Source organism: Aeromonas molluscorum 848 (assembly GCF_000388115.1).
Classification (GTDB): Bacteria; Pseudomonadota; Gammaproteobacteria; order Enterobacterales; family Aeromonadaceae; genus Aeromonas; species Aeromonas molluscorum.
The window spans coordinates 1-11,773 of record NZ_AQGQ01000126.1 but is presented as its reverse complement, the minus strand read 5'-3'; the positions used below and the strand labels follow the sequence as shown (position 1 = coordinate 11,773).

Here is an 11,773-nt window from a genome sequence, read left to right as displayed (position 1 = left end):
CCCTAGTTGCTGATAATCAGAGTGAATTTGCGAGCGCAGTTGGAGAAGTTTTAGCTGATGCCCAAACACATATTCAACTCAAACAATTTGTAAGAAAAATCAAAAGCATACTTGATAAATAAAAATAATTTCTTGCTGATGGCTATACACCTGATGATCATTTTTCATTAAAGCAGCTTATGTAGAAACTGCTAAGAAGCAGCAAACTACATAGGGAAGACTGAACGATCGCGCTTAAGGTGCGAAAGGATCTGACGGAAAGTGAAGGATCGCAAAAAGGATCCGTTATCCCGCACGCGGCCAGTGCTGGCGCGGGGAGCCGCTCCCCGCCCCTAGTCGTTCACCTGCATGATTTCCCACAGATGAAGCGCGCAGGCGGGGCGGGGTTCCGATTGCGCGCTGGCGGTGCTGGCAGGGGGCGACAGGCTGCGCCAGTCGCTCCGGGTGCTCGCGATGGTGCAAGGGTGGGTCGCCCTGGCGATGCCGCAGCGGGCCGCTGATGCGACCAGGTGAGGGGCAAAAGAAAACCCCGCCAGATGGCGGGGTGGTCGGGATGGGTTGCCCGGGTCAGCGCAGCTGATCACCCTGGGCGGCCTGCTCGGTACCGGCGGCCAGCTTGTATGGATTGAATCGGATAATCTCCTCCCCTGCCCAGTCGTTCATCGCCAGCAGGCTGGCCTTGATGCTGTCGATCTCGTTGACGTCGAACACCTGGGCGGCCTCCGTCACATTGCCAAACCCGCCAGTGCTGTTCGGCATCACCCCCATCAGCTGGGGCGGTACCCGGTGGGTGGCCAGCTGGTCATCCCGGCTCACGTTCTTGATGCTCAAGAAGTCATCCTTGGCCGCTACCTCTGCCACCGGGATCAGCTGCACCCCGTCTTTCTTCCCACCGGGGGTATAGAGCAGCAGGTTGCGGAAGTTTCCGGGGCCCTTGCTCTGACGTAGCGCCTCCCGCAGCTTGGTGATGTCCCCCTCATTCTGCAGCGGGTCCGTGATGTGCATGATGAAACCGGCGTGGCTGCCGTTCTCATAGTACCGGCGGCGAAACAGGGTGGCCGACTCGTTCAGCAAGGTCGAATTCAATCCGCCAACGTAGTCGGGGATGCCGTAGATCTCCTGGTTGATGTCGCTCTCCATCACGTGCCCAACCCGACCGGCGGGCAGCTCCTGTTCCTGCCCAGGCTGGGCAATCCACCAATAGGTGGCCATATCCAGAGCGCGCCGGGTGTACTTGGCTCGCAGATGGTCATAGCGCAGCACCCCACCGATCCTGTTCTGCACCGCCTGCAGGTAGCCGTTGCCAAAAATAAGATAGTCCAGCGCCAACCCGGTGAAGCCCGCCAGACTCAGTTTCGGATGAGGGATGAAACACGATCTCAAGATGTTGCGCTTCACCTGTATGGCAGAGGCATGATGCACCCCGGCCCGATAGACCCGCGACAGCCCATTGAGGGACAGCGGCGGCTCATACCAGCGGCCGTTGTGCATCGACTCAAGATAATCGAACACCTCCCGCTGCGATAAGACCGGCACCGGCTCGCCAAAGGTGAACGCCTCGATGGCCTCGCCAGCAGGTTGTCGGGTAGCCGTCACCGGCGTCGTAGGGGTTGAAGAGGGGCGACAATTGCGACGTTTGATCATTAGAAAAACTCCATAGAACCGGTATTGGTGCCGTTGGCGCCTGCCAGTGGCTCATGTAACAGGGCGTGCATGGTTGCCCAGGCGATATCTGCGTGGCTGGTCTCTTCGGAACGGCTGGCCTCAAAGGTCGGCATCTTGCCAGCGGTAACCCCCCGGCGGATGCTCATAAAGGCGGCGGCCAAATCATTCCAACCGCTGTCAAACTCCAGCCGCCCCTTGTTCATCACGTCGAGCGCCTTCATCACCATCTGAATTTTGACGCTCGGGTTGTACTGGATGGATGTAACTGCCGGATAGAATGGCTTCACATTCTGATAAACACCCTCCCCGATCCCGGTCGTATCAATGCCGATATACGCCACGTTGTAACGGAGCGTCATCTGGCGGATGGCCTCGGCCTGAGCGGCAAAATCCATCCCTTTCCACTGGTGGCGCTCAAGCACCCGAAATTTGCCGCCAGGTACCGCAGGCGGGGCCAGCACGACGCAGCCCGCGCTATCACCCTTGCCGCCCTTGGCCGGGTCATAGCCGATCCACACAGGCCGGTTGCCCATTGGCCGAATCGCAAAGGGTTTGTAGTCATCCCACACCTCCCAGCTATCGACCATGCAGCGCATAAGCATCGCCAGTGGAAACACGCTGGCCGTGTCGTCCATGAACATGCACATCAGCAGGTTGCTGTATTCATCATCGGAATACTCACTGCGCAGCTGATCCAGGTCGAACAGGTCACAGCCGCCGCGCACCGCATCCTCGACCGTGACAATCTGCCGCCACTGGCCATCGGCGCACAGCTTGCCGCCGGCCAGATTGGTGTGGCTCAGGTCAATCTCGACCCGGTCGGCCTTGGCCTTGCCTCGGTTGAAGTTGGCTCCAGACCAGAACGCATAGGCGGGATGAGAAAGGCTGGAAGGGGTGGAAATGTAGGTCTGGCGCCACTTTTTGTGCATCGCCATACCAGACGCCACCTTGCGAAACTCCAGAAAGCCATGGATCCAGAAATACTCATCCATGTAGATGTTGCCGTGGTAGCTCTGGGCGGTGCGGGCGTTGGTACCAAGAAAATACATGTGAGCCCCGTTCGGCAGCACCATGGGATCGCCTTTCAGCTCGACCCCTTCATCCTTGGCAAACTGGATGATGTACTGCTTGAACACATGGGCCTGCGCCTTGCTGGCAGACAAGAAAATCTGATTTCGCCCGGTCACCAGGGCATCGATGAACGCCTCGAAGGCAAAGAAGTAAGTGGCCCCAATCTGGCGCGACTTGAGCAGATCGCGGATCCGGTGCAGCTTGCCAGCCTCGTACCAGGTGCGCTGATAGCCAAACATGGTCGACTCGAACCGCTCGATTAACCGTTCCTGCTGCTCGGGCTCAACCACGTTGCGCTCGGGCGCCTTCTTCGGCCCCTTGTTGCGGTTCGCTACCTTGGGATTGAGGTCGGTCTCATTGCCGCCGTTACTGTACTTGTTGACCCGGGCGATACGCTCCAACTGACGGCCCAGCAGGTCAATCTCCTTGAAGTCGCCGCCGCTCTTCACCTCCTTGGCTATCAGCTGGCACATCCGCGCCTCGATGGCGAAATCGACCCGGTCAATAGGTTTGATGTCATCCCAGCCGTCGCGCTTCTTCCAGGTCGAGACTGTCCCCTCTGGCGTTTGCAGCAATTCAGCAATGGCGCGCAGCGGGTAGCCCTGGAAGAACAGGTGCATGGCCTGCCGTCTGGGTTCGATATGAGGGAAAAGTAAGGGTGCTGTGGTCATGGCGCCAGTCTACCCAGCAGCAACCACGCCCAACCCCACCCCGCCAGTGTGCCAGCGCCGTACACACTGGCGGCAGATTGCACGATCCCGCCTCTCCCCCAGACCATAACCGCGACATTACCACCCAATCACCAAAGGGATCCCAACCCATGGCTAAGTCCAAGTTTTTCCGTGTTGCCGTCGAAGGGGGCACAACCGATGGCCGCACCATCACCCGCGAATGGGTCGAGCAGATGGCCCAACGCTATAACCCGCAAACTTACGGTGCCCGGGTCAACATGGAGCACTATCGCGGTTTCGATCCGGAAGGCCTGTTCAAGATGTATGGCGACATCACCGCCGCCAAGGCCGAAGAGGTCACCATCGAGGGCGAAAAACGTCTGGCCCTGTTTGTCCAGATTGACCCAACCCCGGCGCTGGTTGAACTCAACAAGAAGCGCCAGAAGGTCTACACCTCCGTCGAGATCCACCCCAACCTCAACGGTAAAGGCGCCTACCTGACGGGGCTCGCTATCACCGACAGCCCGGCCAGCTTGGGCACAGATTTGCTCCAGTTCTGCGCCGGGGCGGGTGAAAACTCCCCACTTGCTGCTCGCAAACAGCACAAAGAAAGCCTGTTCACCGAAGGGCTCGAAACCATCATCGAATTCGAAGACGAGCAGGAAAAAGGCCCTGGCCTGCTGGAGCGGGTCACCGCGTTGTTCTCCACCCACAAAAAGCAATCCGGCGCTGACTTCAGCGACGTGCATCAGGCCGTCGAAGCCGTGGCCACCGAGGTCACCAGCCTCGATACCGGCATGCAGAAGAAGTTCACCGCACAGGCCGCCACCATCACCGAACTGACCAGCCAGCAGCAAGCCACCGCCAAAGCGCTGGCTGACCTCACCGCCCAGCTGGAAGGCCAGGAAGAGTTTAGCCACAAGCGCCAGCCCGCCACCGGTGGCGATGGCACCGCCACCGTATCCACCGACTGCTAAGGAGCATCCTCAATGCGCAACGAAACCCGTTTGAAGTTCAACCTCTTCACCCAGACCATCCGTGACCTGAACAACATCCCGGATGAAACCAAGAAGTTTACCGTTTCACCAGAGGTCGAACAGACGCTGGAAACCCGCGTGCAAGAATCCAGTGCATTCCTGACCATGATCAACGTGGTCGGTGTGCCTGAGCAGGAAGGTGAGAAGCTCGGCCTCGGCATCAATACCACGGTGGCAGGGACGACTGACACCACCCAACATGACCGCCAGGCTGTCGACCCGACCGACCTGACCGGCAACCGTTACCGCTGCGAACAGACCAACTTTGATACCGCCTTGCGCTACGCCAAGATCGACGCCTGGGCCAAGTTCAAAGACTTCCAGACCCGTATCCGCGACGCCATCCTGCAGCGTCAGGCCCTCGACCGCATCATGATCGGCTTTAACGGCCTCACCCGTGCCGCGACCTCCAACCGCATCACCAACCCGCTGTTGCAAGACGTCAACAAGGGCTGGCTGCAAAAGATCCGCGAAGACAAACCGGAAAACGTGCTGGATGAAGTCAAGGCAGACTCCGGGATCATCAAAGTGGGTAATGGTGTCACCCTCGAAGACGGTTACAACAACCTCGACGCCCTGGTGATGGACCTGACCGAACTGCTGGGCCCGACCTACCGTGACAACACCGAACTGGTTGCCATCGTCGGTCGCAAACTGCTGCACGACAAATACTTCCCCATGGTCAACAAAGACCAGGTGCCGAGCGAGAAAATGGCAGCGGATGTCATCATCAGCCAGAAACGAATGGGCGGTTTGCCCGCCGTGCGCGTCCCCAGCTTCCCCGACAACGCCATCCTAGTCACCCGCCTGGATAACCTGTCCATCTACTGGCAAGAAGGCACCCGCCGCCGCACCATCCTCGATAACGCCAAGCGCGACCAGATCGAAAACTACGAGTCAGTGAATGAGGCTTACGTGGTCGAAGACTACGAAGGCGCAGCACTGGCCGAACACATCGAGCTGGTTGAACCGGCTCCGGCCGTATAAGGGGGAGACATGACAAGCCCCGCCCTGCGTAACAAGCAACGCAAACTGGCCGCCCTGCAAGGGGCGGCCAGTCCCCAGTTCGACCAGGTCCGTGCCAACGCCTACGAACTCCAGCTGATGCAGCTGGTCGAACACCGCCGCACCCTCAAGGGCATCCAGAGTATCGAGCGCAAGATCGAGGCCAAGCGCACCATGTTGGCCGTCTACAAGCCGTGGATTGATGGCCTGCTGACCACCGACCGGGGTGGCCAAGATGACGTCCTGGTGACCGTCATGCTCTGGCACCTCGACACCGGCGATCTCGAAGGGGCATTCAATATGGCCGACTACATGATCCGCCATGGCCTGAGCACTCCGGATCAGTACGACCGCACCGCCCCCACCCTGATCGCCGAAGAGGTGGCCGACACCGCCATCAAGCTGCAAGAGGCAGGCACCGGCCCAAGCTATGGCCTGCTCTGCGCTTACATCGAGCTACTGAGAGACTCAGACATGTTCGATCAGGTTCACGCCAAGTTGCACAAGGCCGTGGGCCGAGCCGCACTGGCTGAAGGGTTCAAAGAGCAAGCCGCAGAGCACTACCGTCGGGCTCTTGAGCTGTACGACAAGGTCGGCATCAAGAAAGAGCTGGAAGTGTTGGAACGGGAGTTGAAAAAGGAGGCAGCCGCAAGCGCCAGCGACCCCCAACCATCAACCGATCCGGCAGTCCCTGAACCTGTCACCACCGAACAGCCTGACCCCGCCCCCGGCGAGGCCAGCTAACCGAGCGTACCCCGCACCCTGGGCGGCTCGGGCCTGACGAATGCCAGTGGCATACCAGACGGCCCGACCACCGCCCAACCAGCGGCCCGATCCACACAGGAGCACCATGAGCACCGGATTCATAGCCACAGCACCCACCGCGCCAGCAGAAGGGGAGATCGACAGCGGCCCATTCTGGCCTTCAATCTCGCTGAGCGATCTGCGCGGTACCGTCCGGCTCGATGGCACCGTGACCACGGCCCGCCTCACCCATGCCGTGATCGACGCCCTCACCAGCGTCAACCGCGATCTGGCCGATTGGCGCAGCGCCCGCCAGGGCGAAGGTCACACCACCCTGGTCAGCGTCCCGAGCGAGGTCATCAACAGCGAATCACTGCACCTGCACAGCTACCGGCGCGCCGTCTATGCCATGACTCGCGCCAACCTGCTCGAACGTTATACCGACTACAGCGCTACCGGTGACGGCGTCAAAGGCGCCGATGCCAAAGTCGTCAGCTCGGATGACCTCTACCGGGATGCCCGCTTTGCCATACGCGACATCCTCGGTACCACCCACAACACCGTGGAGCTGATCTGATGCAACTGCGTAGCCAACAGGGTGACACCCTCGATCTCATCCTGTTTCGGCACTACGGCTACACCGCAGGCATCACCGAGCAAGTGCTCAACCTCAACCCCGGTTTGGCCTCGCTCGGCCCCATCATCCCGACCGGAACCCTCATCACAATGCCAGCGGCCCCCACCCAGGCCGAGCAGCCGCTGATCCAGCTATGGGACTGACCATGAGCCGCCTCGACGACGAACTCGAACGACTGGCCAACATCAGCGAGCAGCAAATCGCTGCCCGCATCCATGCCGCCCGCATCAGCGGCACCGGCCCCCACTACTGCATCGACTGCGACAACCCCATCCCCCAGGAGCGCCGCGAGGCAATCCGGGGCTGCGAACGCTGCACCGACTGCCAAACCATCACCGAATTCCAAACCGCCCGCCACTACGGCAGCAAACGATAGGAGAGCACGATGCCAGAACCGATCTCATCCAGTGCAGCAACCAGCACCCTCACCGGTCTGGCGCTGCTGTCACTGTTCCCCGGCCTTGATATCGAAGTGGTACTGGCAGCATTTGCCGGAGCCATGGTGTTCATCGCCACCACCACAGAACTCGGCAACCTGCGCAAAGCAGGGCTGTTTGTCGCGGCCTTCATCATCGGGATCCTCTTTGCCGAGCAGGTGGCCGCCATCGTAACAATGGTGCTACCTGCCAAGGCCGCTGGCAGCCCTCGCGCTATCGGTGCCCTGCTGGCCTCGGCCATGGCCGTCCATTTGTTGCAATGGGCCTTGCGCAAAGCGCCGGAAGACCTGTTCAAACTCCGCAAAGGGGGCTGACATGTTGACCATCCTCTACGCCCTGATCTGCGCCGCCATCGCACTGCGACTGGCTACCTTCAACCGCAACGGGGGCGACTACCGCCCCCTGCCTGCCCTGCTGGCATGGGTCATCACAGTGGCCGCTGGCTCCGTACCACTGCGCGCCATGCTGGGTGCCTTGCCATCACCGGATCCCGCCGCCGTCCTGCTTGCGGCCGTGGTGCTCACCGCCCTGATCGGTTCTCGCGGATCCGTCATGCGCCTGCTGCCACGCCGCCGCCAGCAGCCAACCCCCGCCAGCCACCTGAACGGGAGATTTCAGCCATGAGCCTCAAAAAAGGGGATACCGGCGCCGCCGTCTCCGACCTGCAACGTCGCCTCACCAAGGCCGGTTATCCGGTGGATCCTGACGGCTGGTTTGGCGATGCCACCGAGCGCGCCCTGCTCGCCTTCCAGCAGGACTACATGATCGTCGCCATCGGTCAGGCCGGGCCGCGCACCCTGGCCGCCCTGCTCGGCAGCGAGCGGGGCAACCAGTTGCGCATCGGCGACATGCAGGCTGGCGCTGACCTGCTGGGCCTGCCGCTGGCCACCATGGCCACCGTCGCCCAGGTCGAAAGCATCGGCGAGGGCTTTACCCAAGACCAGCGCCCGGTGGTGCTGTTCGAGCGGCATGTGTTATACCGTCAGCTCACCAAGCACCTTGGCAAGGCAGCCGCCGACCAGCTGGCTGCCAGCTACCCCAATCTGGTCAACCCCAAGCGCGGCGGCTACGCGGGCGGCGCGGCGGAGTGGGAACGGCTGCAACTGGCCATCAGCCTGCATCGGAATGCCGCCATCGAATCGGCCAGCTGGGGCATGTTCCAGATCATGGGCTACCACTGGCAGGCGCTGGACTTTGCCTCGGCCAGCGAATGGCAGGCGGCCATGCAGCGCAGCGAGGTCAACCACCTCACCGCCCTGTGCCGCTTCATCCAGCAAGACGCTGCCATGCATAAGGCCCTGCAGGGCCGCAAGTGGGCCGACTTTGCCCGTCGCTACAACGGCCCTGCGTTTAAGGAGAACGACTACGACACCAAGCTGGCCAAGGCATACGACCACTTTGCCAAGGTCTATCCGGTGAAGGAGGTGGCAGATGTGGCTTAACCTCCTGCGATCCCCCCTCACCTGGTTGCTGATCGCCTTGGCCATCGCCTTGGGTGGCTGGGGCTGGTCTGCCACCTCGGCAGCTACCGCCAAGGGTAAGGTCACTACCCTGCAAAATGACCTCAAGGCAGCCGACGACAAGGCCAAAGAGGCCGAACGGCGGGAACGGCTCAAAGACACCGCCATCACCACCCTCACTGGCGAACTGACCGCCCAGGCAGAAGCCGCCGCCAAACTGCAAAGCCAGCTCGGCGAACTGTCGATGACCGCCGCCACCCGCGCCGACACCATCAAGAGGCTCAAACGTGAAAATGCTGAACTTAGGTCTTGGGCTGATAGCCCTCTGCCTGATCCTGTTATCAGGCTGCTCAAGCGCCCCGCCCTCACCGGCGCCGCAGATTATCAGGCTCACCTGTCAGGGCCTGACCCCCTGCCAGCTGCCGCCGGCCAGCCCGGCCAATAACGGCGACTTGCTCGACCAGTTGACCCAGACCGAGGCCGCCTGGGCCAACTGCGCCGCTCAGGTCGACAGCCTCATCACCTGCCAGCAACGCCACCAGAACGGGAGAGATAATGGAAAAGCCAAAACAAATCCGTGAGGTGCTGACCAGCTGCCTGCCGCACCTCAAAAACAATCCGGACAAGCTGCACATCTTCATCGCCCCGGGCAACGTCGAAAGCACCGGCGCCCGCTCGCTCTCGTTCGAGTGGCAATACCCCCTCACCATCGGCATCGAGGACTTTGCCGGCCACCCAGATCAGATCATGGTGCCGCTACTGGCCTGGCTGCGCCAACACCAGCCCGAGCTGATGACCAACGACGAGCGGCGCAAGGATGGCATCACCTTCGAGGCGGAATACCTCGCCAACGACCTGATGGACCTCATCATCACCGTCAAGCTGACCGAGCGGGTCAGGGTCTGGCAAAACGAACAGGGTATTGGCTTGGAGCACCTGCCAGAGCCGCCGGAAGACCCCGATGACGGCATAACCTGGGAACTCTTCATCAATGGGGAGCATCAGCCATGGCCACCGACGACCTGAGCCGCCTGAGTCAATGGGCCGACGGCCTGCTGGCCAGCATGGAACCCGCCGCCCGCCGCCAGTTGGCTGGCGAAATGGCCCGCACCTTGCGCGCCAGCCAGGCAAGCCGGATCCGTACCAACGTTCAGCCAGATGGCTCCCCCATGAGCCAACGCAAGCCCCAGCCTAAATTGAAGAAAGGCCGGGGCCGCTTGCGCCGAAAAATGTTCTTCAAAATCACCAGCAAAACATGGCTGAAGGCCAACGCCAGCCCATCACAGGCCGTGGTTGAATTCGTCGGCACGGCCAACCGCCTCGCCACCATTCATCATCACGGGCTAAAAGAGCGTATTAACGGGCGCGAGATCCGCTATCCAGCGCGGGAGCTGCTCGGCATAACAGAACAGGAACGTGATCTGCTCGAAAACATCCTGCTCACCCACCTAACCAAGGGGTTATAGCCCACCCCGCCAGTGTGCCCGCGCCGTACACACTGGCGGCTCCTCGCCTTCCCGGCCATTGCCCAAAACAATGGCCCCATGCAACCGACCCCGACCGAACTCCAACGCCTGATCGACAACCTGATCCGCATCGGTACCGTTACCGCCGTGCGATCCAAGGAATGTCGTGTCAAAACCGGCGACATCACCACCAACTGGCGGCCCTACGCAACAGCGCGGGCCGGGAACAACCGTACCCGCAATCGCCTGAGTATCGGCGAGCAGGTGCTGTTGCTGTCGGTCAGTGGTGATCTGCGCAATGCCTATGTCGCCTGCTCCATCAACTGCGCTGCCTTCCCCGAGCCACTGGCCGAGGATGACAACCCGGATCTCGACCGCACCGAATACAGCGACGGCGCCGTCATCGAATACAACCCGACCACCGGGGCGCTCAACGCCAACGGTATCAAGTCGGCCACGCTCTCGGCCTCCGTCAGCGTAAAGCTCATCACCCCCCTGGTGGAATGCACCCAGGCCCTCAAGGTCGGCGGGGCCATCGAGGCGGGCGGCAAGATCACCGCCCCCAGCGCCAAGATTGGCGACGTTGAAGTCACCACCCACAAACACGGCAACGTGGCCACCGGCAGCGGCACCTCCGGGGGCCCGGCATGAACTGGCTCGGCATGAATGCCGCGAGCGGCCGCGCCATCAGCGCCACCGACCACATCATCCAGTCGGTGCGCGACATTCTCATCACACCGGTGGGCTCTCGCGTCATGCGCCGCGACTACGGCAGCGAGCTGTTTTACCTCATCGACCAGCCCCAACATCAGGCCACCCGCCTGCGCCTGATGGCCGCCACCGTGCAGGCCCTCATCAACTGGGAACCCCGCATTACCATCATCAAGGTCGATGTGCAGGGCGGTGGCATGGATGGCGCCCTCACCGTCGACCTCACCTGGCAGCGCAAGGACGGCGGCGCACCGGATTCCAAAACAGAAAGTGCCAGCATCACCATCCCCACAGGAGCCGCCAATTGAGCAACGTGGATTTGACCCAGCTCCCACCGCCCTCGGTGGTAGAAAACATCGACTTCGAGACCATCCTGGCCGAGCGCAAGGCCACCCTGATCAGCTACTACCCGGCTGACCAACAAGCTGCCATCGCAGCCACCCTCGACTTCGAATCCGAACCGCTCAACAAGCTGCTGCAAGAGAACGCCTACCGGGAAGTGATCCTGCGCGCCCGCATCAACGATGCCGCCAAGCAGACTCTGCTCGCCTTTGCCAGCGGTACCACCCTCGATCATGTGGTCGCCGAGTATGACATCGCCCGCCTGCTGGTCACCCCGGGCGACCCCGCAGCGAATCCGCCCATCGAGCCGGTGTATGAGTCCGATGATCGCTTGCGTATGCGCGGTCAGATGGCTTTCGAGGGGCTGACCACTGCGGGCTCGATAAACTCCTACAAGTTGCACGCCTTCTCGGCCACTGCCGAGGTGGCTGATGTTGCCGTCGACAGCCCCACCCCTGGCACCGTTCGGGTGACCATTCTTTCTCCGGCAGGTCAACCCAGTGCCGACACCCTCAACCGGGTCGAAC

The 11,773-nt window shown here is 61.4% G+C and carries 18 protein-coding genes; 16 read left to right on the top strand and 2 right to left on the bottom strand.

The window, feature by feature from the left end:
• Nucleotides 1-567 precede the first annotated feature (567 nt).
• Together G113_RS15035 and G113_RS15030 are read right to left on the bottom strand one after the other, a co-directional pair.
• On the bottom strand, nt 568-1,644 hold the full coding sequence (locus tag G113_RS15035; protein WP_005905983.1) for a phage portal protein: 1,077 nt from the start codon (nt 1,642-1,644) through the stop codon (nt 568-570).
• A complete protein-coding gene (locus G113_RS15030) occupies nt 1,644-3,407 on the bottom strand; it encodes a terminase ATPase subunit family protein (protein WP_040319277.1) in 1,764 nt (587 codons plus the stop codon). The genes G113_RS15035 and G113_RS15030 overlap by 1 nt, the downstream gene beginning before the upstream one ends.
• 149 nt (nt 3,408-3,556) lie before the next feature.
• Here G113_RS15030 and G113_RS15025 point away from each other — a divergent pair, with 149 nt between their 5' ends.
• From G113_RS15025 to G113_RS14955, 16 genes are all read left to right on the top strand, one after another.
• Nucleotides 3,557-4,384: a GPO family capsid scaffolding protein gene (locus G113_RS15025; protein WP_005905979.1), complete on the top strand. Its 828-nt coding sequence runs from the start codon at nt 3,557-3,559 to the stop codon at nt 4,382-4,384.
• 12 nt (nt 4,385-4,396) lie between these two features.
• Nucleotides 4,397-5,431, top strand: a complete 1,035-nt coding sequence (locus G113_RS15020) for a phage major capsid protein, P2 family (RefSeq protein WP_005905977.1) — start codon at nt 4,397-4,399, stop codon at nt 5,429-5,431.
• Between the two features lie 9 nt (nt 5,432-5,440).
• On the top strand, nt 5,441-6,193 hold the full coding sequence (gpM, locus tag G113_RS15015) for a phage terminase small subunit (protein ID WP_005905975.1): 753 nt from the start codon (nt 5,441-5,443) through the stop codon (nt 6,191-6,193).
• A gap of 106 nt (nt 6,194-6,299) precedes the next feature.
• Entirely contained in the window at nt 6,300-6,770 is a 471-nt protein-coding gene (locus G113_RS15010; protein WP_005905969.1) for a head completion/stabilization protein, read from the top strand.
• Nucleotides 6,770-6,973 (top strand): tail protein X, encoded by a 204-nt coding sequence (locus tag G113_RS15005; RefSeq protein WP_005905967.1) that lies wholly within the window; start codon nt 6,770-6,772, stop codon nt 6,971-6,973. Before G113_RS15010 ends, G113_RS15005 begins: the two co-directional genes overlap by 1 nt.
• A 2-nt stretch (nt 6,974-6,975) precedes the next feature.
• A complete protein-coding gene (locus tag G113_RS15000; RefSeq protein ID WP_040319276.1) occupies nt 6,976-7,206 on the top strand; it encodes a TraR/DksA C4-type zinc finger protein in 231 nt (76 codons plus the stop codon).
• 9 nt (nt 7,207-7,215) lie between these two features.
• Nucleotides 7,216-7,581 (top strand): putative holin, encoded by a 366-nt coding sequence (locus G113_RS14995; RefSeq protein WP_005905963.1) that lies wholly within the window; start codon nt 7,216-7,218, stop codon nt 7,579-7,581.
• 1 nt (nt 7,582) lies between these two features.
• Entirely contained in the window at nt 7,583-7,891 is a 309-nt protein-coding gene (locus tag G113_RS14990) for a phage holin family protein (protein ID WP_005905961.1), read from the top strand.
• Nucleotides 7,888-8,709: an N-acetylmuramidase domain-containing protein gene (locus G113_RS14985; RefSeq protein WP_005905959.1), complete on the top strand. Its 822-nt coding sequence runs from the start codon at nt 7,888-7,890 to the stop codon at nt 8,707-8,709. The genes G113_RS14990 and G113_RS14985 overlap by 4 nt, the downstream gene beginning before the upstream one ends.
• On the top strand, nt 8,699-9,172 hold the full coding sequence (gene lysB, locus G113_RS14980) for an Rz-like lysis system protein LysB (protein WP_040319275.1): 474 nt from the start codon (nt 8,699-8,701) through the stop codon (nt 9,170-9,172). Before G113_RS14985 ends, lysB begins: the two co-directional genes overlap by 11 nt.
• Nucleotides 9,057-9,308, top strand: coding sequence for an Rz1-like lysis system protein LysC (lysC, locus tag G113_RS21860; RefSeq protein ID WP_236611787.1), 252 nt, complete (start codon nt 9,057-9,059; stop codon nt 9,306-9,308). The genes lysB and lysC overlap by 116 nt, the downstream gene beginning before the upstream one ends.
• The gene (locus G113_RS14975; RefSeq protein ID WP_005905956.1) at nt 9,283-9,753 is read left to right on the top strand and encodes a phage tail protein; all 471 of its coding nucleotides are present in this window, start codon (nt 9,283-9,285) and stop codon (nt 9,751-9,753) included. Before lysC ends, G113_RS14975 begins: the two co-directional genes overlap by 26 nt.
• The gene (locus G113_RS14970; RefSeq protein ID WP_005905954.1) at nt 9,735-10,193 is read left to right on the top strand and encodes a phage virion morphogenesis protein; all 459 of its coding nucleotides are present in this window, start codon (nt 9,735-9,737) and stop codon (nt 10,191-10,193) included. The genes G113_RS14975 and G113_RS14970 overlap by 19 nt, the downstream gene beginning before the upstream one ends.
• Before the next feature lie 78 nt (nt 10,194-10,271).
• On the top strand, nt 10,272-10,844 hold the full coding sequence (locus tag G113_RS14965) for a phage baseplate assembly protein V (protein ID WP_005905952.1): 573 nt from the start codon (nt 10,272-10,274) through the stop codon (nt 10,842-10,844).
• Nucleotides 10,841-11,212: a GPW/gp25 family protein gene (locus G113_RS14960; protein ID WP_005905951.1), complete on the top strand. Its 372-nt coding sequence runs from the start codon at nt 10,841-10,843 to the stop codon at nt 11,210-11,212. Before G113_RS14965 ends, G113_RS14960 begins: the two co-directional genes overlap by 4 nt.
• 5 nt (nt 11,213-11,217) lie before the next feature.
• A partial coding sequence (locus G113_RS14955; protein ID WP_236611786.1) for a baseplate J/gp47 family protein occupies nt 11,218-11,773 on the top strand: 556 nt, incomplete at its 3' end.

Coding starts and splice junctions, on each gene's coding strand:
- G113_RS15035 (WP_005905983.1), bottom strand. CDS start 1,644: ATGATCAAACGTCGCAATTGTCGCCCCTCTTCAACCCCTACGACGCCG.
- G113_RS15030 (WP_040319277.1), bottom strand. CDS start 3,407: ATGACCACAGCACCCTTACTTTTCCCTCATATCGAACCCAGACGGCAG.
- G113_RS15025 (WP_005905979.1), top strand. CDS start 3,557: ATGGCTAAGTCCAAGTTTTTCCGTGTTGCCGTCGAAGGGGGCACAACC.
- G113_RS15020 (WP_005905977.1), top strand. CDS start 4,397: ATGCGCAACGAAACCCGTTTGAAGTTCAACCTCTTCACCCAGACCATC.
- gpM (WP_005905975.1), top strand. CDS start 5,441: ATGACAAGCCCCGCCCTGCGTAACAAGCAACGCAAACTGGCCGCCCTG.
- G113_RS15010 (WP_005905969.1), top strand. CDS start 6,300: ATGAGCACCGGATTCATAGCCACAGCACCCACCGCGCCAGCAGAAGGG.
- G113_RS15005 (WP_005905967.1), top strand. CDS start 6,770: ATGCAACTGCGTAGCCAACAGGGTGACACCCTCGATCTCATCCTGTTT.
- G113_RS15000 (WP_040319276.1), top strand. CDS start 6,976: ATGAGCCGCCTCGACGACGAACTCGAACGACTGGCCAACATCAGCGAG.
- G113_RS14995 (WP_005905963.1), top strand. CDS start 7,216: ATGCCAGAACCGATCTCATCCAGTGCAGCAACCAGCACCCTCACCGGT.
- G113_RS14990 (WP_005905961.1), top strand. CDS start 7,583: ATGTTGACCATCCTCTACGCCCTGATCTGCGCCGCCATCGCACTGCGA.
- G113_RS14985 (WP_005905959.1), top strand. CDS start 7,888: ATGAGCCTCAAAAAAGGGGATACCGGCGCCGCCGTCTCCGACCTGCAA.
- lysB (WP_040319275.1), top strand. CDS start 8,699: ATGTGGCTTAACCTCCTGCGATCCCCCCTCACCTGGTTGCTGATCGCC.
- G113_RS14975 (WP_005905956.1), top strand. CDS start 9,283: ATGGAAAAGCCAAAACAAATCCGTGAGGTGCTGACCAGCTGCCTGCCG.
- G113_RS14970 (WP_005905954.1), top strand. CDS start 9,735: ATGGCCACCGACGACCTGAGCCGCCTGAGTCAATGGGCCGACGGCCTG.
- G113_RS14965 (WP_005905952.1), top strand. CDS start 10,272: ATGCAACCGACCCCGACCGAACTCCAACGCCTGATCGACAACCTGATC.
- G113_RS14960 (WP_005905951.1), top strand. CDS start 10,841: ATGAACTGGCTCGGCATGAATGCCGCGAGCGGCCGCGCCATCAGCGCC.